A 22,589-nucleotide genomic window follows, 5' to 3' on the forward strand; every position below is an offset into this window, starting at 1 on the left:
TATTGTCGTTGGGCGCCTCATTTCAATAAAAGGATCATCACCATGAACAAACGTGCCGTCGTCGTCGTCGACCTCCAGAACGAGTATCTCCCTACCGGCAAGCTGGCCCTGGCCGGCATCCATGACGCATTGGACAATGCGGCGCGCGTGATCGCCGACGCGCGCACCAAAGGCGACCTGGTCATTCATATTCGCCACGAGTCCACGGACCCGGACGCGCCCCTTTTCACGCCGGGAACGGATGCCGTCCATATCCATGACACCGCGGCGCCGGCGCAGGGCGAACCGGTCATCGTCAAGAACTTCCCGAATGCATTTCTCAAGACCCATCTCAAGGCACTGCTGGACGACCACGGCGTAGACCGGGTGACGGTCATTGGCGCCATGAGTCATATGTGCATCGATGCGACGACCCGTGCAGCGTGCGACTTCGGGTACAAGACCACGGTCGTGCACGATGCATGCGCCACGCGCGACCTCGAGTTCGGCGGACAGACCGTGCCGGCCGCGCAGGTGCACACGGCGTTCATGTCGGCGCTCGCATTTGCCTACGCGTCGGTGCTGCCCACCGACGACTACCTGGCAGGCTGACAAGCCGCTGACCCCGGACAGGCTGACGCGGGCATTGGGCTGTTGGTAGCCCGATGCCGTGCGCAGCGGCCTGCTCGTCCCTGGCACTCTCGCATTCGTTCCCGCCCATCCGCATCCCCACTGACCACGGCCTCGTCCCGAAGCCACACCAGGGATAACTCATCGCCCCTGGTCAGTTCTCTCACACGCCTCCCCTCGCGCATCCAACCGGTTCGGCACCGTTCGATCGCGCCACCGGCCTGCCTGTGCACAGGCGCACCTCACGAAACAAAAATCGGCAGAGAACTGACTTTCGAATGAAAGAATTTTCGTGAAATACGTTAACACAACGGAAATTCGAAAAAACGAAAGATGTTTTGTATTACACGGAATTTCGCTATAGACTTGGTGTCACAGCGACGGTTCGAGCAATGTCAAAGACTTTCGATATCTCTTAACCGAAACCTGTACGCTGAGGATTCACGCAATACGAAATAAAACGAAAGATAGAGACAAGTCGCATCAGCTGGTCTGCATTCCGGCTCGTGAAGGCAGTGATCGCAACTCAACAGCCTTTCCGTTTGCCAGCCATCACCACGCTGCTCCAACAACTTATAAAGGAAGCGTTTCATGAATTCTCCTTCACAGTGCCGCTCGCGCGCCAATCGTCAGGATCGGTTTGTGCTCAATCCGCTCACGTCTGCCTGTCTGCTCGCGCTTGCCACACTTGCGACACCGGCCCGCGCTCAGGATGTCATCGCGCCCGATGCCGGCAAGCTGGAGCAAGTGGTCGTGACCGGCACCCGTGCCAGCCTGCAGCAATCGCTGGAACTCAAGCGCAACGCCGCTGTCGTACAGGACAGCATCAGCTCGACGGAACTCGGGCGCTTCCCCGACAACAACGTGGCCGACTCGCTCAGCCATATCACCGGTGTCTCGATTTCCCGCACGGCCGGCGGTGAAGGCCAGCGGGTCAGCATCCGCGGCCTGGGTCCTGACTACACGCTCACCACCTTCAACGGTCGCCTGCTGGGCACCGACAGCGCGGGCCGCTATTTCGCGTTCGATGTGCTGCCGGCTGATGTGATCAGCGGCGCCGACGTCGTCAAATCGACCCAGGCGCAGCTGGTCGAAGGCGCCATCGGCGGCCTGGTGAATCTGCGTTCGGCCAGCCCGTTCGATCAGAAAGGCCAGCGTGGCCTGGTGCGCGCCGAGGCTGACCACAACGATATGAGCAGCCTGAACGGCAAGAAGCTGTCCGCCACCTACAGCAACACGTTCGACAACAAGGTCGGCGTGCTGCTTGGCCTCGTCTATGCCAAGCGCGACGTACGCACCGACACCGCCGGCAACGACGGCGGCTGGTCGCGCAACCCCATCCCGAGCGACCCGAGCCAGTTCTGGGAATCCGGCAATACCTGGGGCGGCCCCATCGATCCGAACGGCAACGGCGTGCTCGATCCCAACGAAGAAGGCCTGATCGGGCCTGGCCAGTTCCGCTTCGGCTCGATCATGGAGAAAAAGGAGCGCATCGCGCTCTCGGGCAAGGTGGAGTGGCGGCCCAGCAGCGACGTCAAGGTCATCTTCGATGGGTTCAAGACCAGGCTCGACTCGCCGCAGGTGGGCTACCAGCTGTCGTACTACCCGCTGTATGCGCCGGGCCGCTGGTCCGACGTCAAGGTCACCAACAATGTCGTGACCGACCTGACCTTGAACAGCAGCGACCCCGAGCTGCGCCTCAATCCCGAAGTGCTGAACCGGACCGAATACCGGGTCGTCGATACCGCGATGTACGGTACGCGGGCCGAATGGCGCATTTCCCCGACGCTGAACGTGGCCGGCGACGTCTATCTGTCGACGTCGAAGCGTGACTCCGGCGGCAAGGACAGCTATGTCGTGCTGCGCATGAACCAGCCGAACACGACGCGCATCCGGCTCAACGGCGGCGCCGTGCCCGATGTGACGACCACACTGGCCGATGGCCGCGACCTGCAGAGCGGCCTGGCCCAGGGCCTGTTCAGCGGCAAGGACTTCAATACCCACTTCTACAGCCGGGCCGGCGACAATATCGACGACCGCATCGGTGGCGCGACCGTCAATGCCGACTGGAAGGTGGACCGCTACAGCATCGACTACCTCAAGTTCGGTCTGAGCCAGACCAACCGCAAGAAGTCACGCGACATGATCAACAACGCGTTCAACTCGGGCCAGGATCACTATGCCGGCGAAAACGCGATCAACGTGGGCGCTCTGGGCGGCAACGTGATCAACCAGACCTTGAGCCCGAAAGGCTTCCTGTCAGGCGTCAACGGCAACTTCCCGCGCAGTTTCCTCGGCTTTGACGTCGACAGCTACGCGCAGGCACTGGCCGGCTACGACGGCAAGCCACGGCCGGGCGGCGGCGTCTACAGCTCGACCTTGTCGGCGCCCGCCTTCAACCCGCTGGAAAGCTACCGCGTCGAAGAAAAGACCTCGACCGCATTCGTGCAGGCCGACCTGGCGGGCGAACGCTGGTTTGCCGACGTCGGCGTGCGCTTCGTGCGCACCAAGACCAGCGCGCAAGCGTGGGATGCCAAGATCAACGAGATCGTGCAGAACGGCGCATTCAACTTCACGCCCATCTACGCCGACCCGTCGGTCGTGCGCCAGGATGCCACCTACAGCTTCGCCCTGCCGTCGGGTAACTTCACCTACTCGCTCACGGACAAGCTGCAACTGCGCGTTGGCGCGGCCAAGACGATGGCACGCCCGTCGGTCGACAAGCTCGCGCCGTCGAGCACCACGGCCAGCATCTCGTGGGGCGACTTCACGCAGATCTACGGCGGCAATGCCGATTTGAAGCCATACACGGCGCACCAGGCCGATGTGTCGCTGGAATGGTATTACGCCAAAGGCTCCGCGATGACCTTCGCCGTCTACCAGAAGAACATCAAGAACCAGATCACCAACCTCTGGCTGACTGGCCAGGACATCGGTGCGCCGGGCGGACGCCTGTTCAACGTGCAGCGCCCGATCAATGGCGACAGCGCCAAGGCGCGTGGCATGGAGATCGGCATGCAGCACCTGTTCGCCAACGGCTTTGGCGTGCGCGCGCAATACACGCGCAACCTGTCGAGCAGTTGGGTCGCCGGCGTCGAACGCCCGCTCGAAGGCGTTGCGCCAGCGAGCGCGTCGCTGGGCGTTCTGTACGAGCGCGGCCCCTGGAGCATGAGTACCACGGCTGACTTCACCGATTCCTTCGTCACTGCCTCCAACGTGATCGGTTCCGGCTTCAACGAAGTGACCAACTCGGTGACCTGGGTCACGGCCCAGCTGGCCTATGATGTGAACAAATCGCTGCGCATCAGCATCGAAGGCAACAACCTCACCGATGCCGAGCAGGCGCCCCGCCTGACCAACGGCACCGTCAGTCTGCCCAACGGCTATTACCGTTACGGCCGCTCCGTGACCCTGGGCGCCAGCCTGCGATTCTGATGAAACAAGCGGCGCCATGGTACGTGGCGCCGCACAGCCCATCGCCAGCGCGGGCCGGTCTGGCAGTTCACCGGCCCGCAACACCGAGAACTGGAATCCTGATGCACACTTCTGTCTTTTCCCTTGCCGTCCTGCTTGCCGGGGCCATCCCTTTTTCCGCGTACGCTGCGGACGGGTCCAGCTACACGATGGCGGACTACGCCAGCGTTGCCAAGATCGACGCGCACCTTCACCTGCATAACGCGGCGCCGGCGTTCATGGAAGCGGCCCGGCGCCAGAACTTCAAGATCCTGTCGATCAATGTCGACTACCCTGATTTCCCACCACTTGATGACCAGCAGCGCGTCGCCATCGCACTGAAAAAGCAATTCCCGCAGGACGTGGCATGGGCAGCGAGCTTCTCCGTCGATGGTTCCGCCCAACCTGCGTGGCTCGCCGCCACCCGCCACCGCGTCGCCGCGTCGATGGAGGCCGGCGCCGTGGGCGTGAAGGTCTGGAAGAACATCGGCATGAGCCTGCGCGGCGCCGACAAAGAACTGGTGATGATCGACGATGCGCGCTTTGCGCCGTTGTTTGACGACCTGGCCCGTCAGGGCATCCCGCTGCTGGGCCACCAGGGTGAGCCGCACAATTGCTGGCTGCCGTTAAAACGCATGACCGTCAACAACGACCGCACCTACTTCAAGAATCACCCGCAATACCATATGTATCTGCACCCCGAGATGCCAAGCTGGGAAGCGCAGATGGCCGCGCGCGACCGCATGGTGGCGGCGCACCCGACGCTGCATTTCGTCGGCGTGCACCTGGCGTCGCTGGAGCGCAATGTGGATGAACTGGCCGCCTTCCTGGACCGGTTCCCGAACGCCGTCGTGGACGCATCGGCGCGCATCGGCCAGCTGCAGTACCAGAGCCAGCGCGACCGCGAGAAAGTGCGCAACTTCTTCATCAAGTACCAGGACCGCATCCTCTACGGCAGCGACATGGCGCAAGAACCTGGCCAGGACGGCGCCGCACTGGGCCGCGAAGCCGAAGGCGTGTGGCGCATGCACTGGCGCTACTTCAATACGGCAGAGTCGTTCAAGGTCGCCGATCTCGACCAGCCAGTCCAGGGTCTGGCACTGCCGCGCGACGTCATCGACAAAATTTACCGCACGAATGCCGAGCGCGCCTTCCCCGGCGCCTGGAAAGGCCAGCCATGACCGCGCGCCGTGCATTTCTCGGGTGGCTTGGCGCGGCGCCGCTGGCCACGCAGATCCCGCTGGCCAGGGCGGCACCTGCCGCCGTGGCCGGCAAGGGCCATGTGCGCGTGCAGGACGCCGCCGTGTCGCTCCAGTTCGACGAGCAGCTGCGTTGCCGCGTCGTCAGCCTGCTGGGCAAGCAGCCCATCGCGCTGACGGGCTTCGACACCAGCGAGCACCTGGTCGTGGGCGGCAAGCCGCTCGGTCACTTCACGTTGCAGAAGGCCGAGCCGGCCCCGGCCACGACGCCATTTGGCGCAGGACAGGCGCTGCACCTCGTCGGCCGCTCTGCCGAGGGCATCGAGAAGCGCGTCACCGTGACCCTGCTCGACGAGCATCCGGGCGTCGCCTTGCTGGACGTGCACTACGTGAATACCGGCGCCAGGCCGCTGACGATCGATGCCTGGGTAAATGGCGCGCACCGCCTGACCGCCGCGCCGCGCCATGCGGGCGGCTACTGGACCTATTCCGGCGCCAGCCACGCTGACCGGCGCGACTGGGTCCAGCCTGTCAAGCGCGGTTTCGAGCAAGGCAACTTTTTGGGCATGAACGCGTCGGACTACGGCGGCGGCACGCCGGTCGCGGATGTCTGGCGTCGCGACGCCGGCCTGGCCGTTGGCCACCTGGCGCTGCAGCCGCTGCTGGTGTCACTGCCCGTCAAGGCGGCCGGCAATGCGGTCGACATCGCGCTGCGCGGCGACGTCCCGCAGACGTTGGCCCCGGGCGCTACGCTGGCCACCCCGCCCACGTTCATCGTCGTGCACCGTGGCGACTTCTATGTGCCACTGGAGCGCTATCGCCGCCTGATGGCCGCGCAGGGCCTCGCCGCCCCGGAGCCGCCGCAAAGCGCCTACGATGCGCAGTGGTGCGCGTGGGGCTACGAACGCGATTTTTCGCTCGACTATGTGCGCGCCACGCTGCCCAAGGTGCAGGAACTGGGCTTCAAGTGGGCCGTGCTGGATGACGGCTGGCAGGTCAAGACTGGCGACTGGACGCCCGACCTCGCCAAATTCCCGCGCGGCGGCGACGACATGAAGGCGCTGGTGGCCGACATCCACGCACGCGGCATGAAGGCGCGACTCTGGATCGCACCGCTGGCCGTGGCCCCCGGCAGCGACGAGCTGCACGAGCATACCGACCTGCTGCTGCTCGACGAGACCGGCGCAGCCCAGGACGTGACCTGGTGGAACTGCTTCTACCTGTGCCCCGCCTACGAAAAGACGCAATCGCGCCTGGCCGCGACGCTGCGCATGATTATTGCGGACTGGGGCTTCGACGGCCTCAAGGTCGACGGCCAGCACCTCAATGGCGTGGCGCCGTGCTTCAATCCGAAGCACCAGCACAAGCGCCCTGAGGAATCGGTCGAGGCAGTCGCCGACTTCTACAAGGTCATGCACGACGTGGTGCATGCGGCCAATCCGGAAGCGGTACTGGAAGTGTGCCCGTGCGGCACCAGCTACGCCTTCCACAATATGCCGTACATGGACCAGGCGCCGTCATCCGACCCGCTGTCGAGCTGGCAGGTGCGCCACAAGGGCAAAACGCTCAAGGCGCTGATGGGTCCGTGGTCCGCCTACGCAGGCGACCATGTGGAGCTGAGCACGGGCGGACAGGATTTCGCTTCCAGCGTCGGGATCGGCGCAGTCGTCGCCACCAAGTTCACGTGGCCGGTCGACCCGAAACCCAAGGACTCGTTCCTGCTGACACCCGAGCGCGAAGCGCACTGGCGCCAGTGGGTGGACCTGTACAACAAGGGGCGCCTGGCCGAAGGCCGTTACCGGGGCGAGCTGTACGACCTGGGTTTCGACAAGCCGGAAACCCACGTCGTGGAGCAGGCCGGCGCGTTGCACTACGCGTTCTACGCCGATCGCTGGGATGGCGTCGTCGCATTGCGTGGCCTCGGCCCGGGCGCCTGGACGGTGCGCGACTCGCTCAGCGGCAGCGTATTGGGCAAGGTGTCGGCTGACAAGCCAACGCTGCCTCTGCGCTTTACGCACAGCCTGCTGATCGAAGCGCGGCCCGACGTCCCCGACGAGCTGCCTGTGGCGTTTGCCAGCAACGTCAAGGCCGTGGGCGCGGACGGGTTCCCCCACGCATCGCAATGGGCCGATGCGCCCACGACGTTCTTTCGCCACGACTGGCAAGGCAAGCCGCTCCCTGGCCCACAATCGACGCGCGTTCAGTTGCTGCGCGGCGCGGGCCACCTGTACCTGCGCTTCATCTGCAAGTACGAGACGCTCACCACCTTCGACCAGGCCGGCCCGGCGAGAACCATCTGGCCACTGTGGGAGCGCGACGTCGTCGAAGTGTTCCTGCAGGCGCCGGATCGCGCCGGACTGAAAAGCTATCGCGAAATTCAGGTCGCGCCCAACGGACTGCTGCAGGAAATCGCGATCGAGGTGTCGGGCAAGCGGCGTATCGATAGCGGCAGCCGCGCCAGGGCGCACGTCGATACGGGCAACAAGGTCTGGACGGCCGAGCTGGCCATACCGATGCGCGGTGGAGACGGTGCAGGGGATGGCTGGCGCCTGAACCTGTTCCGCATCGAAGGCCCCGAAGCTGCCGGTGACAACCGCGTGCATTCAGCGTGGAGTCCGACCCGCACTGCGGCGCCCGACTTCCACGTGCCAGGCGCGTTCGGCCGGCTGCTGATCGACGCATGATGCTGCAGCGCCTGCGTCCACTCACGCTGCTCGTCATATTGTCGGCGCATGCCCATGCCGGGCAGTCGACAGACCGCCCGTCAGGCAGTCCCGTCGAAACAACGTTCCAGGCGTCGGCCGACGAGATCGCCAACCCCGAGCGCGGCATGTACGTCTGGGCGGCCGACAACCTGGCGGCGTGGACGCAGGCGCAAGCCGATGCGCAGTTTGCGGCCGGCTACCGGATCGTCTATGCGCCGGTACGGCTGGATGCGCATGCCGGCCACGCGCTGCCCGCGACGCTGCTTGCCGACTTGACGGAAGGGTTTGCCGTTGCGCGTCGCGCGGGCCTGAAAGTCATACCGCGTTTCATGTACAACTTCCCGGCAGGCGAAACCGCTTACCGGGCGGCGCAGGATGCCCCCATAGATCGCGTGCTGGAACATATCGGGCAGCTCAAGCCGGTCCTGGCGGCCAATGCGGATGTCATCGCCTATCTGCAGGCGGGCTTTGTCGGCGCCTGGGGCGAATGGCATACCTCGTCGAACAACCTGACCCTGCCGGCGCGACGCACGCGCATCCGCGATGCGCTGCTGGCCGCGCTGCCCCCGGACCGCTTCCTGCAAGTGCGTTACCCACCTTATCTGATGGCGTGGGCGCCGCAGGCGCCGCGCTGGCGCGACGGTTCGGCCGCGGCACGCATCGGCGTGCACAACGACTGCTTTCTGGCCTCAAGCACGGATGTCGGCACCTACAGTGAAAACCCGGCGAGCCGGCAGCGCGAGCGTGATTACGTGGCCGCGCTGTCGACAGCAGCGCCATTTGGCGCCGAGACCTGCAATCCGGCCGATGCGGTCAATCCAACGCCACGCACGACCTGCGACGACATCCTGCGCGAAGGCCGGCGCTTCGGCCTGACGTACCTGAACGACAGCTATTACCGCGACCTGTTTCACCAGCGCTGGCAGACGCAGGGTTGTCTCGCGCAGGTCAAGCGCAGCATGGGCTACCGGTTCGAACTATCGAAGTTACGGCACAGTTCACGCATCGTGGCTGGCCAGTCGGGCGAGCTGGTGCTGACCGTGCGCAACGCCGGCTGGGCGCGCGCTTTCAACCCGCGTGGGGTACAGATGGTGCTCAGGCATCGCGCTACCGGCCGGGTCGTACGCTTGGCCCTGGCCTCGATCGATCCGCGCGCCTGGCTGCCGGGGCAGACCAGCACCGCAACCGCGCGGGTTGCGATCCCGGGCGGCACGCCCATTGGCGCTTACGACATGCTGCTGGCATTGCCGGATGGCGCAGCATCCCTGGCCGCCGATGTGCGCTACAGCGTGCGGCCTGCCAACACCGACGATGCCGCCAAAGCGCAGGGATGGGATGCCTCGCTGGGCGCGTTTCGTACAGGGACGACGCTGAATATTCTCTGACGTGTTGCCACGCCATGCGCGCGTGGCCGGCTTACTCGGCGATCAGGAGTTCGATGCCCGCCTCGCGCAGGCCATCCCGGTACTGCGGACTGATATCGCCGTCGGTGATGACGGTGTGAACGCGGTCGAGCTGCACGATACGGTGCAGGCTGATGAAACCGAATTTGGAGGAATCGGCGAGCACGATGACTTTCCTCGCGCGCTCGACCATCTTGTGGTTCAGGCTTGCTTCCGCCTCGTGGTGGGTCGTCACGCCGAACTGCAGGTCGAGGCCATCGACACCCAGGAACAGCTTGTCGAAACTGTAGGCCTGCAGGCAGGCTTCGGCCTGCAATCCCTGGATCGACAGCGCCTGCTTGCGCAGCAGGCCACCCGTCAGGATAAGGTCGACGCCGGCGGCGTTGACCAGCTCCCACGCGATATTCAGGCCATTGGTCAGCACCGTCACGTTCTGCACGTCGCGCAGGTGGCGCGCCAGCGACAGCGTCGTCGTGCCCGAATCGATGATGATGTTTTCGCCCGGCTTGACCAGGCGCGCCGCCAAGGCGCCGATGCGCTCTTTCTGCTCGTGGTTGAGCGCGTCTTTTTGCGACACCGTGTGTTCGGTCGGCGGCATGCGTGCCAGCGTGGCGCCGCCGTGGCTGCGGATGGCCAGGCCCTGCGCCTCGAGCGCACTCAGATCGCTGCGGATCGTGACCGCCGAGACGTTGAGTTGCTTGACGAGTTCGCTGACCTGGACCGAGGCTTGTTCGGTAAGAGCTTTAAGAATGGTGTCGCGGCGCTGACCGGTTTGACCCATGATTGGATACGCAGATTTAATAAAAAAACAGCTTACCAGATTGGCGCACCGCCGGCACGCCATCTGCTTGCCGGCGCATCATTGCGTGCCTGCCAGGCGGTCGAGCGCTGCAGGGTTCAGCGGTATGCCCACCTGGTGCGCTGCGTATACGGCAGCGCCGAGCACGGGCGGCAGGCGCGGCGCCATCAAGCGGTAAGCGCCGGCGCTGCTGGCCGCAAGCACGCGGGCAAACGGCGCGCGTAACGGCCCATCCTCGCCGAACAGCCCGCCCGAATACGAGACCGTGACCTCGGTGCCTGGATCGACCCCGAGCTGGCCCCGCACCGCATCGACCAGCGCAGCCACCTCCAGCGCAGCCGACTCGAGGATCGCTGCTGCCTGCGCATCGCCCAGCGCCGCCGCTTCGGACACGAGACGCGACAGCGCGGCGACCTTGCTGCGCTCGCCTTTCAGCTCGCCATAGACGACCTGGCAGAGGTCGAGGTCATCCTGCAGCGCCAGGCGCGTACGCAGCAACGCATGCAGCGGCCCGCGCGGCGCACGGCCGTCGCTCATGCGCGAGAATAAAGCGAGACCGGCGCGGGCGATCCAGTAGGCCGAGCCTTCGTCGCTGAACAATTCGCCCCACCCGCCGGCACGCGCGCCCTGCCCGCCGATGCGCCCATAGGCCATCGAGCCGGTGCCGGCGATGACGCTGATGCCATCGGCGCAGGCCAGCGAACCGGCCCAGCTGCACACCATGTCGTTGTCGCACAGGTAGCGCGCGTGGCCCAGCACGGCGCGCGGCAGCGCATCCAGTTGCGCCTGCACGGCGCGGTCTTCGCCGTACGCCGGCAAGCCGAAGAACGCGAATGCGACGTCGCTCGCGGTGACGCCGGCGGCCGCGAACAACCCGGCGCAGCCGCGCGCCAGCACGTCAGCCGCACCTTCCATGCCGACTTCGAGGTAATACGCGCTGCTCTGTTCATTGCGCGCCAGGACCCGCCCCTGCCGGTCGATCAGCGCGAACGCCGTCTTGGTGCCGCCGCCGTCAACCCCGAGAAACATCGCTGTCCTCCGCCAGTGGATAAATGGTGACGCCCTGCACCACGCGATTGACGGTGCCCGACACGCTCGGCGTATCCGGACGCAAGCCCAGTGCCAGCGACTGCAGCAGTGCGAAGGCCTGGCAGAACACGATGTACGGCAGTGCGAGGGCCAGGTCCGGTGCCTGCCCGACGCCATCCAGCGTGATGCAGGCGTCACCCAACGCCGGTTCGTCACGGCCGCTCAGCGCCAGCACGCGGCCGGCACGACGATCATTGCGCAGCTCGCCCAGCAGGTCGAGGTCATAGCGGCGGGCACGGGCGTCGTTCGACAACAGTACGACAACCAGCGTGTCGGCGTTGACGACCGTCTTCGGGCCATGGCGAAAGCCCAGCGGCGAGTCGAACAGCGCAACGACCTGGCCATCGGTCAGCTCCAGCAGCTTGAGCGAGGCTTCACGCGCCAGCCCGCGCAGCGCATTGCTGCCAAGGTAGACCACACGGCTAAAATTCTGCGCCACCAACCCGTCCAGCAGCGGCAGCATCGACGCCAGTACCTGCGCGGCCGCCGCCGAAGGGCCGGCGGTGGCGCCCGGCGCCAGCACGCCGAACGCGCCCGCCGCAGCCAGCAGCATCGAGGTGAAACTGGTGGTCATGGCGAACCCACGGTCGTGCGTGGCGTCGGGCAGCAGGATTGCATACGCATTGGCGCGGCCCTGCGCCATCCGGCACAGAGCGCCGTCGGCGTTGCAGGTGATGACCAGGTGGTAGATCTCGTCCACGACCCCGTCGGCCAGATCGACGGCAGCCACGCTTTCCGGGCTGTTGCCCGAGCGGCCGAACGACACGAGCAGCGTCGGCACCTTCGGCTGCAGGAACTGGCGCGGGCCCGAGACCAGGTCGGTGGTCGGCACGGCGTCTGCCCGCCAGCCGCCGCCCAGCAACGCCGGCGCCAGGCATTCGCCGATGAAGGCCGAGGTGCCGGCGCCCGTCAGCACGATGCGCAGGTCGGGCTTCGCGAGCAAGGGCCCGAGAAACGCGTCGAGCGCGCTGCGCTGATCGGTGACCAGTGCCTCGATCTCGGGCCAGACGGCCGGTTGCTGCGCGATTTCGCGCGCGGTAGCGCCGGCGCCGGCGGCATCGAGCCGCTCCGTACCAATGCCCAGAATATTCCTGTCAGCGACTAACATGCTTCCAACTCCTTCGTTGCGGCGCCTGCCATGCAGGCCGCCATGTATTGGCGCAGCACCCTGGCCACGCCTTCTTTGAGCAGATCGACCGGCCGGTTGTTCAGCCGCCCTTCGCGCACGGCGTCATATTGAAACGGCAGGTACTGGCTCAGCAGCGTGAGCGGCGGCGGCGTACGTTCCAGGTTGGCCAGCAGACACGCCTGCGCGGCCTGGATGGCCGGATGCGGCCAGTAGTAGCGGATCCGGTCACTCAGGCTGTATTGCTGGTCGAAGCGGGCGCGGCGCGGCTCGTTGTCGTAGTACTTTTGCCACTGCGCCGGCTCGGCACGCATTACGTCCAGCACCGTGTCCTTGAACCCGGAGCCCTTGCCATCACCGGCCATCGCGGCCTCGATATCGGCCAGCGCCCACAGCGTTTCGCGCAGCGCAAACGTCGCGCCCGGACCCACCTTGAGAATGGCGAAATGGCCGGCGACGAGCGCCGCCAGATTGGCCGCCGTCTGGTAGTCGGTCGAATGGGCCTCGTAGACCAGCGTGGGCACGTCTTCGATCATGCGGCCGAGCTCCACGGCGCGCTCGGGCAGGAAGTCGATCACCTTGTGGTGGTCGAATTCGACGCCCGGCTGCACCACAAGGCCAACCACGCGCGGCCAAGCCGCATCCAGTCCGGCAGCAGCGAATGCGGCGCGGTGCGCAGCGATCGTCTGCGTCGCCGCGGCGGGCGTGGTGACGCTCAGTTCGGCCAGGTCTTCGTGCGCGCCGCCGGGTACCGGCACTTCGGTGCCCACCACGTACACGGGCGCTTCGCCTCCAGCCGCCTGCCAGGCCCGCTCGGCGACAGCGCACAGCCGCGCAGCCCGCGCGGCCACCACGTCATCCTGCAGCGGCACCGGATCGCCAACGCACGACATCGAGCAATCCAGGTGTATCTTGCGAAAGCCCGCCGTGACGTATTGTTCGATCAGCACCTCGGCTTTCGCCATGGCCGCATCCGCGTGCTCGCCTTGCCAGGCATTGGGGCCCAGATGGTCGCCACCCAGCAGCACACGCTCGCGTGCCAGGCCGACGCGGTCGGCGATGGCGTACACGAAATCGCGAAATGCGCTTGGGGTCATGCCGGTGTAGCCGCCATCCTGGTTCACCTGATTCGACGTGGCTTCGATCAGCACCGGCTGCGCCGGCCCCGCCGCCAGCGTCACTTCCATCGCCGCCTCGAGCACGATCGGATGCGCCGAGCACACCGCGTGGATCCCGACGGCTTCGCCGGCCTTGTGCCGGCGCACCAGATTCAACATGTAGTCCATTTGTCAGGCTCCTTCGGTTGATTCGGCAGGCGCGACGCCGTCGTCCGCCTGCAGCGCAAGAAACAGCGCAGCCGCCAGCGCCAGGCCGATGCCGGCCAGCCGGTAGCATCCCGGCACGGCGCCGGCCAGCGCCATCGCGATCACGGTGGTCAACAGCGGCGCGCCGGCATTGACCAGCGGCGACACCGTCAGCGCCTTACCGTGCCGGAACGCATACACCAGCGTCAGCGCGCCGATGGCATTGAGCACCTGGGTGGCAGCGGCCAGCAGCGGCCCGGATGGCCCGTAATTGATCGGCTGCGAGAAATCGGTCATCGCCAGCGCCATCGGAATGCACAGCAGCGCACTGGCGGTCATGTAAAAGAAGATGCTTTCGGCATCCATGCGCGTATTGGCCAGCTTGATGAAGTACGCCTGCAGGCCCCATGCGACCAGCACGCCGATCGCCAGCACGAACCACAGCCCGTACTGCTGCGGCGCGCCGCCCGGGTTGAAGTCGAACAGCGGCAACGCGCACACGGCCAGCACGATCCCGGCCACGCCCATGCGGCCCGTACGCTCATGCAGAAACAGCAGCGAGAGCACGATCGTGATGACGGGTGAGAGCGAAATCAGCGGGAAAATCAGGTAAGCCGGGCCGGCCTTGACTGCATAGAACAGCACCATCTGGCCACCCGCACCCAACAGGCCAATGGCCAGCCCGTAGCCGACCGCAGTGCGGTCGCGGCGTACGCGCCAGCCGGAGCGCGCCAGCACGAACAGCGCGGGCGGCACCATCGTCAGCGCCCACACCACATATACGAGGGTTTCAGGAAAACCGTTCTGGGTGGGCAGGCCAGCGAAAGCGCCCCATACGCCCCACAGCAGCGCCGTTGCCAGCGCATAGCCGAGCCAGCGCGGCCTGGCAGCACCGGTGGCGGCTTGTTCAGGCAGAATTCTCTTTTCGAGGGTGTCTGCGGGATTCACAGGGCCACCCATGCTGCCAGCCCGTTCATGCAGTACGCAACGCCATCGCTCGATGTGCTTTTCATCCGTATCTTCCTCCGCCAGGTGCGTTTGTTTCAAACGTTTTCGTTGCCATCGATGTGATAGTAAAGAAGTGACAAACGAAAAGCAAAGTCTTTCCAAATATTTTCGATATGGCGTGTTTTTGGTGACAAAATCGCGCCTTTTATTTTCGAATACTTTCGATTACCATCTGGACAACGGATGTATGTGCCGTCCGACCTTTTCCGCCCGCAGAAAAATTCATCGTCAGGAGATTTGCATGAACCACCGCTGGACTAAGGCAAGTAAAACCAAACCCTGGGCCGTCGTGTGCGGCAGCGCGGCTGCTGTTCTGGCCCTGACGATGACGCAGGTTCATGCAACATCTCCCGGTGATCCACTGGCTCCGGCCGGCCGCTGGGAAGGCAACACGAGTGGCAGCGCCAGCACGCCACCAATGGGCTGGAACAGCTGGAATGCATTTCGCACGGAAGTTGACGAAGGCAAGGTCATGGGCGCGGCGAAGGTGCTTGCCGACAGCGGTCTGGCAAAGCTCGGCTACAACCATGTCATCCTCGACGATGGCTGGTGGATGAAGCGCCGCGCCAGCGATGGCCGCCTGCAGATCCGCACCGGCATCTTCCCGTCGGCCGCCACCGGTGGACCGGACGGCACCAGCTTCAAGCCGTTCACCGACAAGCTGCACGCGATGGGCTTCAAGGCCGGCATCTACACGGACGTCGGCCGCAATGCGTGCTCGCAAGCCTACGACCTGCATTCGCCCAACCTGCCACAAGGCACGACCGCGGAACGCGAAGTGGGCCTGGACGGCCACGTCACGCAGGACATCAATCTGTATTTCAAGGAATGGGGCTTTGACTACCTGAAGATCGACGCCTGCGGACTGGCCGATTTCATCCCGGGCTCGGACCTAGTCAAGAAGCAGAGCTACCGCGGCATGGCGCCGCTGATCGAACGCGGGTCGATCAACCGCACGGATATCGGCGCCGTACGTGCCCGCTACGAGACCGTTGCTGCGGCAATCAAGGCTGCGCGCCCGCTGGGTGATTATGTGATGTCGATCTGCGCCTGGGGCATGGCCAATGTGCGTAGCTGGGGCAAGGATGTCGGCAACCTGTGGCGCACCAGCGCCGACATTACGCCGAGCTGGACCAGCATGCTGCACAACTTCGACAGCGCGGCCAAACGTGCGTTGTACGCAGGTCCCGGCCACTGGAACGATCCCGATATCCTGCACATCGGCCATGGCGAATTCGATGCCAACAACCCGGTCGAAGTGCGCTCGCATTTTTCGCTGTGGGCGATGATCAATGCGCCCTTGCTGATCAGCTATGACTTGCAGCATGGTCCGGCGTCGCTGCTCGCCGTGTTGGGCAATGCGGACGTGATTCGTCTGAACCAGGACAAGGCCGGCCACCAGGGCATCGTCGCCTACGATTCGGACGATGCGCAGATCATCGTCAAGACGCTGGGTGACGGGCAGCGCAAGGCAGTGGCGCTGTTCAACCGTGGCGCATCGCCCGCACCGGTGACGCTGCTGGCGATGCACCTGAAACTGGCGGATGGCGCGCCGGTCACGCTGCGCAACCTGTGGACGAAGGAAACCTTGACCTTCACCGGCGAGAAGGCCTTCACGCTCGCGCCGCACGAGACGCTCGTGTTCGAAGCGCACGGCAAGCGCCAGCTGGAAAACGGTGTGTATCTGTCGGAGATCCCGGGGTCGATCAACGTTGCCGTTGACGGGACCCGGCAGCCGCAACTCGATCCGACCGTCCATCGGATGATCGACCCGTGGTCGAGCACCCGCTCCGGCGGCTCGCGGCCCCAGTACGCCGGCTGGGGTGGCGCGCAGCCGGATGCAACGCCGTTTGGCCAGAGCCTGCAGGTGGCCGGCCAGGTGTTTACGTCGGGACTTGGCGTGCTGTCCAATTCGCGCCTTCAGGTGAAGAACGATGTTGGCTACGCGCGATTGACCGCGTCGGTCGGCGTGGACGATTCGACGGAAAACACCAGGGAGCTGGTGCGCTTTTACGTGTATGGCGATGGAAAACTGCTGGCGGAAAGCGCGCCGGCACGGTTCGGATCGAAAGTCCAGGCACTGACGGCCGATGTGCGTGGCGTGAAAATCGTTGAACTGGTGGTGCGGGATGCCAAAACCGGCAACGCGGTACCTGTCGTGGCGACCTGGGGCGATGTGCAGCTGACGCAGGCTGGTGCCGCTGTGCCTGGTCCGCGAACGTCGAGCGGCGACCGCACCTGAGTGCCGCGACACGACACAATGATGACCTCATTCACCAGCCTCGACACCCTCGTCTTCCTCATCTACTTCGTGGTCATTTCGGCTTACGGCTTGTGGATCTACTGGAGCAAAAAACGCTCGTCCGGCAAGGCCACCCACGACTTCTTCCTGGCCGAAGGGTCGCTCACGTGGTGGGCCATCGGCGCCTCGCTGATCGCATCGAACATCTCGGCCGAGCAGTTCATCGGCATGAGCGGAGCGGGCTTTCGCATCGGGATGGCGATCGCGGTGTATGAGCTGATGTCCGCAGCCACCCTGGTCATCGTCGCCGTGTTCTTCATGCCGATCTACCTGAAGAACCGCATCTATACGATGCCGCAATTTCTCGAGCAGCGCTATGGGCCGGCGGTGGCGGCCACGATGGCGGTGTTCTGGCTTGGCCTGTACGTGGTGGTCAACCTCACCGCCATCCTGTACCTGGGCGCGCTGGCGATCAGCAGCATCGCCGGTCTGAACGTGCTGGCCTGCATGCTGTTCCTGGCCGTGTTCGCCACGGTGATCACGCTGGGCGGCATGAAGGTGATCGGCTATACCGATGTGATCCAGGTGCTGTGCCTGGTGATCGGCGGGCTCGTCACGACCTGGATCGCGCTCGATCTGGTGGCGGCGCTGGCCGGCGGCCAGGGTGCGGTGCGGGGTCTGAGCGAGCTGTACCTGCGCGCCGGCGAGCATTTCAATATGGTGCTCACGCGCGACGATCCCAACTACATGGACCTGCCCGGCATGTCGACCATCATCGGTGGCATGCTGATCGTGAACCTCAACTATTGGGGCTGCAACCAGTACATCGTCCAGCGCGCGCTGGGCGCCAACCTGCACACGGCGCGCAAGGGCCTGCTGTTCGCAGCCTTCCTCAAGCTCCTGATGCCGGTGATCGTGGTCTTGCCCGGCATTGCGGCCTACGCGCTCGACAAGTCCGGCACACTTGGCGACGCGATGCGGCCCGGTGGCGAACTCAATCCGGACCGCGCTTACCCTACCCTGCTGGCGTTGCTGCCGGCCGGGCTCAAGGGGCTTGCGTTCGCCGCGCTCGTTGCGGCGGTCGTCGCGTCGCTGGCCGGCAAGGCCAATAGCGTGGCGACGATCTTCACGCTCGACGTCTACAACAAGAACGTCAACTGCGGGGCCAGCGAGCAGCGCATGGTCTGGATCGGCCGGATTTCGGTGGTGGCGGCGATGGCCATTGCCGTGCTGCTCGCGCCCTTGCTGGGGATCGACAAGAAAGGTGGCTTCCAGTACATCCAGGAATACACCGGCTTTGTGTCGCCCGGCATCCTGGCGATGTTCTTGCTGGGCTTTTACTGGCGCAAGACCACCGCTGCGGCGGCCATGTTCGCGACGATTGGCGGGCTGGTGTTCTCGGTGTTTCTCAAGTTCTTGCCGCTGGTGATGGACCTGGGGTTTCTGGCGCCGATTGGGTTTGCGGTCAATAACGGCGCCGGTAGTTACGAAATCCCGTTTCTTGACCGGATGCTGATCGTGTTCGTCATGGTGGTCATTGGCATGGTTTTGTTGAGCACGACGGCGCAGCGTGACGGCAGCCACAAGCGCATGGTGATCGACCGGTCGATGTTCCGCGTTGATCGCGGATTTGCGGTTGGGTCGGTGGTGATTTTTGCCGTGTTGGTGGCGATTTACGGCGGTTGGTAATTTGAAGGCACCTTGTCGCGCCAGTTCGATTTGTGGTTCGAAGGGATTGAAATCAGCAGCGCGCTCCTGTTCACAGCCGGGTCCGTGTCCGAATGTCAGACCTGACCCCGGCTTGCATCTGTTATAGCAACCATGTTTCATCGCAAAAAGCAATTGTCCTTTGACATGATTGCTGCTATAATTGCGGCCCTTTTACAACAAAACCCCCGGTAGCACATCTGCTATCGATCGCTTTCCATGCCGTGCATGGGGACCGAACCTTGGGCCTACCGCCCGCATCAAGCAACGTTCGCCGCATGGCGGTTGAACGACACTCAGCGTCATTAACACGCACACAGCACCCGGCACGTATTGCGCACATCGCAAGCGCCGGCACGCCTTTGGCATTGTCGCCACGTCGACAGGCCAGGCACGCGCTGTCTGCATCACGACCATGTCGCGATCTCCGCCGCGGGCCTCGATGCCTGCGGCGATTTCATTTCATTCGACAGATCGAGGGAGAACCACACCGTGGCAAAACAAATCATCATCGACCAGGTCTTCAAAGTTTTCGGCGACAAGCCGGAAGCCGCACTGGACCTGGTTCGCCAGGGCGCCAGCAAGCAGGACATCCTAGCCCAGACCGCCTGCACCATCGGCGTGTTTGACGCCAGCTTCACGATTGAAGCCGGCGAAATTTTCGTCATCATGGGATTGTCCGGGTCGGGAAAATCGACCATGGTGCGCATGCTCAATCGCCTGATCGAGCCGACCGCTGGGCGCATCCTTATCGACGGCAATGACATCAACACCCTGCCCGACGCCCAGTTGCGCGCGCTGCGCCGCAAGGACATCAGCATGGTGTTCCAGTCGTTCGCGCTGCTGCCGCAACTGACCGTGCTCGACAACACAGCGTTTGGCATGGAGCTGGCCGGCACGCCGAAGGCCGAGCGCCATGCGCTGGCCTTGCAGGCGCTGGACCAGGTGGGCCTGGCCGGGTATGGCGCCAGCTATCCGGACGAATTATCGGGCGGCATGCAGCAACGCGTGGGCCTGGCCCGCGCGCTGGCATGCGATCCCGCCATCCTGCTGATGGACGAGGCGTTTTCGGCGCTCGATCCAATCATGCGTACCGAGATGCAATCGGAGCTGCTGCGCCTGCAGCAGATCAAGCGCCGCACCATCGTCTTCATCTCGCACGATCTCGACGAAGCGATGCGCATCGGCGACCGGGTTGCCATCATGAAGGACGGGCATGTCGTGCAAGTGGGCACGCCCGAAGACATCCTGCGCCAGCCTGCCAACGACTACGTGCGCAACTTCGTGCGCGGCGTCGATGCCGCGGCCGTGTTCAAGGCCGGCGATATCGCCCGTAAAAGCCAGATCGTGGTGGCGGAGTCGCCCGCGCGCGGTTCGCGCGCAGCACTGTCGATGCTGGAAGAACAGGATCGGGCCTACGCCTACGTCGTCGACCCGCAGCAAAAATTCCTGGGCGTGGTCTCGGCCGACTCCCTGCGCAGCGCGCTCGACGGCCACGTCGGCCCGCTGGGCCTGGCGCATGCCTACCTGCCCGACGTCACCACCATCGACGCCGATGAACCGGTCGCCGGCCTGTTTGGCCAGGTCGCGCAGATGCCGTATGGCGTGCCTGTGGTGACGAACGATGGCAAATACCGCGGGGCCATCAGCAAGACCACCCTGCTGAAGTTCCTTGACCGCGATACGCCGCCCATCGCCGCACCAAACAACCCGAAAGGACAAGCATGAATCCCGGCACCGCTATTGCGACCGCGACCCAACCGGTCGCCCCACAAGCTGAGCAGATCAATCCATGGCTGCCGACGCCGCCGCGCGATACCTCCTGGCTCGACGCCGCGCCGGCCGCCTCGCCCGATCAGGCCAGCGCTGGGCTGTCCGACCTGCTAAACGGCTCGCTGTCGCTTCAGTCCGGGATCAACGACGCGCTGGGCTGGGTGGTCGAGCACTTCCGTCCATTCTTCCAGATCGTGCGCGCGCCCATCGATGCCACGCTCGACGCCGTCAGCGCGTTGCTGCTGGCTGCGCCAGCGCTCGCGGTAATCGCCGTCATCGGCGTGCTGGCCTGGCAATTCACCACCCGGACGCTCGCCATTGGCACCGTGGTGGCACTGCTGATCGTGTCGATGCTGGGCATCTGGTCCGACGCCATGATCACGCTGTCGCTGGTGCTGACGTCGCTCGCGTTCTGCATGGTGATCGGTCTGCCGCTGGGGATTTTCCTGGCCAGCAGCGACCGTGCCCAGAACCTCCTGCGTCCGCTGCTCGACGCCATGCAGACCACGCCGGCCTTTGTCTATCTGGTGCCGGTGGTGATGCTGTTTGGTATCGGTAACGCGCCGGGCGTGATCGTGACCATCATCTTTGCCCTGCCGCCGCTGGTGCGCCTGACCAATCTCGGCATTCGCCAGGTGCGGCCCGACCTGATCGAGGCAGCGCGCGCTTATGGCGCCTCGCCGTGGCAGTTGCTGACCCGCGTCCAGTTTCCGCTGGCGATGCCGTCGATCATGGCCGGCATCAACCAATCGCTGATGCTGTCGCTGTCGATGGTCGTGATCGCCTCGATGATCGCCGTCGGCGGTCTGGGCCAGATGGTCCTGCGCGGCATCGGCCGCCTGGACATGGGTCTGGCAACCGTGGGTGGCCTGGGCATCGTGCTGCTGGCAATCACGCTGGACCGCTTGACGCAATCGATGGGACAGCCACGCCGTGGCGTACGCCACTGGTACCAGACCGGCCCGGCCGGCCTCATCCTGCGCCTGACGCGCGGCAAGCCACAATCATAAAAAGGACCACGAATGCATCGCATGAAAAAATTTACGATCAAACACCAGTCACGACGCATGTTTCGCTGGATCGCCACCATCGCGCTTGGCGCACTGGCGCTGACTACCCACCTGGCCATGGCGCAAACGCCGGCAGACACCCTTCCCGGCAAGGGGATCAAGGTGCAAGCGCTGCAAAGCCCGGTTGCCGAAGAAACGTTCCAGACCATGCTGGTCGACCGTGCTCTGGCGGCGCTGGGCTACGCACCGCAACCCATCAAGGAAGTGGAATACCCCACGGCCCACATCGCCATTGCCAACGGCGACGCCACGTTCCTGGCGGTGCACTGGGATCCCTTGCACAAGGATTTCTATGACAACGCCGGCGGCGACGCCAAACTGCTGCGCATGGGCGAGTACGCGGGGCCGGCAGCACAGGGCTACCTGATCGACAAGGCCACCGCCGACAAGTACGGCATCACCAATATCGGCCAACTGCGCGAGCCGCGCCTGGCCAAGCTGTTTGACAACGATGGCGATGGCAAGGCGGACATGGCCGGTTGCAATCCGGGCTGGGGCTGCGAAGCGATGATCGAGCAGCACATGGACGGCTTCAAGCTGCGCGGCACGGTAACGCATGTGCAGGGTAATTACTCCGCCCTGATCGCCGATACCATCGGCCGCTTCAAGCGCGGCTCTCCGATCCTGTATTACGCCTGGACGCCCTACTGGGTCAATGGCGTCCTGATTCCGGGCAAGGATGTCGTGTGGCTGCAGGCGCCGAAGACGGCGTATCCGGGCAAGCCCGATACACGCCTGCCCGATGGCAGCGACTACGGCTTTGCCATCAACACGACGCGCTTTGTCGTGAACCGTGCCTGGGCCGAGAAGAACCCGGCAGCCGTGAAGCTGTTTCAGGTGATGCGGCTGCCGATTGCCGATATCGACGCGCAGAATGCGCGCATGCGCAGCGGTGAAAATGCCCAGGCGGATATCGCGCGCCATGTGTCGGGGTGGATCAAGTTTCATCAGAAGGAATTTGATGGCTGGATTGCGCAGGCGCGGGCGGCAGCGGCGCCGTGATCTTGCTGTAGTCGCGGCAGCGCCGTCAGGATGCAGTCATTGCGATCTGCCCGGCAGTGGCTACTAGGCCGTGTTTGAACCATCTGTAGAGACCCGTGGT

General features: G+C 64.6%; 15 protein-coding genes. 10 read left to right on the forward strand and 5 right to left on the reverse strand.

Annotation, left to right across the window (positions count from 1 at the left end):
* Positions 1-42 precede the first annotated feature (42 nt).
* From NX775_RS01680 to NX775_RS01700, 5 genes are all read left to right on the forward strand, one after another.
* Positions 43-591, forward strand: coding sequence for a cysteine hydrolase family protein (locus NX775_RS01680; RefSeq protein WP_258834415.1), 549 nt, complete (start codon positions 43-45; stop codon positions 589-591).
* Between the two features lie 609 nt (positions 592-1,200).
* The gene (locus tag NX775_RS01685; RefSeq protein WP_258834416.1) at positions 1,201-4,044 is read left to right on the forward strand and encodes a TonB-dependent receptor; all 2,844 of its coding nucleotides are present in this window, start codon (positions 1,201-1,203) and stop codon (positions 4,042-4,044) included.
* A 101-nt stretch (positions 4,045-4,145) separates the two neighbouring features.
* On the forward strand, positions 4,146-5,243 hold the full coding sequence (locus NX775_RS01690) for an amidohydrolase family protein (protein ID WP_258834417.1): 1,098 nt from the start codon (positions 4,146-4,148) through the stop codon (positions 5,241-5,243).
* Positions 5,240-7,945, forward strand: a complete 2,706-nt coding sequence (locus NX775_RS01695; protein ID WP_258834418.1) for an alpha-galactosidase — start codon at positions 5,240-5,242, stop codon at positions 7,943-7,945. The genes NX775_RS01690 and NX775_RS01695 overlap by 4 nt, the downstream gene beginning before the upstream one ends.
* Positions 7,942-9,351 (forward strand): DUF4832 domain-containing protein, encoded by a 1,410-nt coding sequence (locus tag NX775_RS01700; protein ID WP_258834419.1) that lies wholly within the window; start codon positions 7,942-7,944, stop codon positions 9,349-9,351. The genes NX775_RS01695 and NX775_RS01700 overlap by 4 nt, the downstream gene beginning before the upstream one ends.
* 31 nt (positions 9,352-9,382) lie before the next feature.
* Here the strand turns inward: NX775_RS01700 and agaR are convergent, their stop codons facing one another.
* The 5 genes from agaR to NX775_RS01725 form a co-directional block, all read right to left on the reverse strand.
* Positions 9,383-10,150: a transcriptional repressor AgaR gene (gene agaR, locus NX775_RS01705; RefSeq protein WP_183552891.1), complete on the reverse strand. Its 768-nt coding sequence runs from the start codon at positions 10,148-10,150 to the stop codon at positions 9,383-9,385.
* Between the two features lie 78 nt (positions 10,151-10,228).
* Positions 10,229-11,197, reverse strand: a complete 969-nt coding sequence (locus NX775_RS01710; RefSeq protein WP_258834420.1) for an N-acetylglucosamine kinase — start codon at positions 11,195-11,197, stop codon at positions 10,229-10,231.
* Positions 11,181-12,365 (reverse strand): SIS domain-containing protein, encoded by a 1,185-nt coding sequence (locus NX775_RS01715; protein WP_258834421.1) that lies wholly within the window; start codon positions 12,363-12,365, stop codon positions 11,181-11,183. The genes NX775_RS01710 and NX775_RS01715 overlap by 17 nt, the downstream gene beginning before the upstream one ends.
* Entirely contained in the window at positions 12,359-13,669 is a 1,311-nt protein-coding gene (locus NX775_RS01720; protein WP_258834422.1) for a D-tagatose-bisphosphate aldolase, class II, non-catalytic subunit, read from the reverse strand. Before NX775_RS01720 ends, NX775_RS01715 begins: the two co-directional genes overlap by 7 nt.
* 3 nt (positions 13,670-13,672) lie before the next feature.
* A complete protein-coding gene (locus NX775_RS01725) occupies positions 13,673-14,635 on the reverse strand; it encodes an EamA family transporter (protein ID WP_258834423.1) in 963 nt (320 codons plus the stop codon).
* A 301-nt stretch (positions 14,636-14,936) separates the two neighbouring features.
* Here NX775_RS01725 and NX775_RS01730 point away from each other — a divergent pair, with 301 nt between their 5' ends.
* The 5 genes from NX775_RS01730 to proX all read left to right on the forward strand — a co-directional run bounded on the left by NX775_RS01730 (position 14,937) and on the right by proX (position 22,489).
* Positions 14,937-16,937, forward strand: coding sequence for an NPCBM/NEW2 domain-containing protein (locus NX775_RS01730; RefSeq protein WP_258834424.1), 2,001 nt, complete (start codon positions 14,937-14,939; stop codon positions 16,935-16,937).
* Positions 16,938-16,955: 18 nt separating this feature from the next.
* On the forward strand, positions 16,956-18,626 hold the full coding sequence (locus NX775_RS01735; protein WP_258834425.1) for a sodium:solute symporter family transporter: 1,671 nt from the start codon (positions 16,956-16,958) through the stop codon (positions 18,624-18,626).
* A gap of 510 nt (positions 18,627-19,136) precedes the next feature.
* Complete coding sequence (proV, locus tag NX775_RS01740) at positions 19,137-20,372, forward strand: glycine betaine/L-proline ABC transporter ATP-binding protein ProV (RefSeq protein ID WP_258834426.1); 1,236 nt, start codon at positions 19,137-19,139, stop codon at positions 20,370-20,372.
* Positions 20,369-21,427, forward strand: a complete 1,059-nt coding sequence (gene proW / locus NX775_RS01745; protein WP_258834427.1) for a glycine betaine/L-proline ABC transporter permease ProW — start codon at positions 20,369-20,371, stop codon at positions 21,425-21,427. Before proV ends, proW begins: the two co-directional genes overlap by 4 nt.
* A 57-nt stretch (positions 21,428-21,484) precedes the next feature.
* Entirely contained in the window at positions 21,485-22,489 is a 1,005-nt protein-coding gene (proX, locus tag NX775_RS01750) for a glycine betaine/L-proline ABC transporter substrate-binding protein ProX (RefSeq protein WP_370660559.1), read from the forward strand.
* Positions 22,490-22,589 lie beyond the last annotated feature (100 nt).

The sequence above is a fragment of the Massilia aurea genome (assembly GCF_024753205.1).
GTDB lineage: Bacteria > Pseudomonadota > Gammaproteobacteria > Burkholderiales > Burkholderiaceae_D > Telluria > Telluria aurea.

Coding starts and splice junctions, on each gene's coding strand:
- NX775_RS01715 (WP_258834421.1), bottom strand. CDS start 12,365: ATGTTAGTCGCTGACAGGAATATTCTGGGCATTGGTACGGAGCGGCTC.
- NX775_RS01685 (WP_258834416.1), top strand. CDS start 1,201: ATGAATTCTCCTTCACAGTGCCGCTCGCGCGCCAATCGTCAGGATCGG.
- NX775_RS01730 (WP_258834424.1), top strand. CDS start 14,937: ATGAACCACCGCTGGACTAAGGCAAGTAAAACCAAACCCTGGGCCGTC.
- agaR (WP_183552891.1), bottom strand. CDS start 10,150: ATGGGTCAAACCGGTCAGCGCCGCGACACCATTCTTAAAGCTCTTACC.
- proX (WP_370660559.1), top strand. CDS start 21,485: ATGTTTCGCTGGATCGCCACCATCGCGCTTGGCGCACTGGCGCTGACT.
- NX775_RS01700 (WP_258834419.1), top strand. CDS start 7,942: ATGATGCTGCAGCGCCTGCGTCCACTCACGCTGCTCGTCATATTGTCG.
- NX775_RS01695 (WP_258834418.1), top strand. CDS start 5,240: ATGACCGCGCGCCGTGCATTTCTCGGGTGGCTTGGCGCGGCGCCGCTG.
- NX775_RS01710 (WP_258834420.1), bottom strand. CDS start 11,197: ATGTTTCTCGGGGTTGACGGCGGCGGCACCAAGACGGCGTTCGCGCTG.
- NX775_RS01720 (WP_258834422.1), bottom strand. CDS start 13,669: ATGGACTACATGTTGAATCTGGTGCGCCGGCACAAGGCCGGCGAAGCC.
- NX775_RS01735 (WP_258834425.1), top strand. CDS start 16,956: ATGATGACCTCATTCACCAGCCTCGACACCCTCGTCTTCCTCATCTAC.
- NX775_RS01680 (WP_258834415.1), top strand. CDS start 43: ATGAACAAACGTGCCGTCGTCGTCGTCGACCTCCAGAACGAGTATCTC.
- proW (WP_258834427.1), top strand. CDS start 20,369: ATGAATCCCGGCACCGCTATTGCGACCGCGACCCAACCGGTCGCCCCA.
- NX775_RS01690 (WP_258834417.1), top strand. CDS start 4,146: ATGCACACTTCTGTCTTTTCCCTTGCCGTCCTGCTTGCCGGGGCCATC.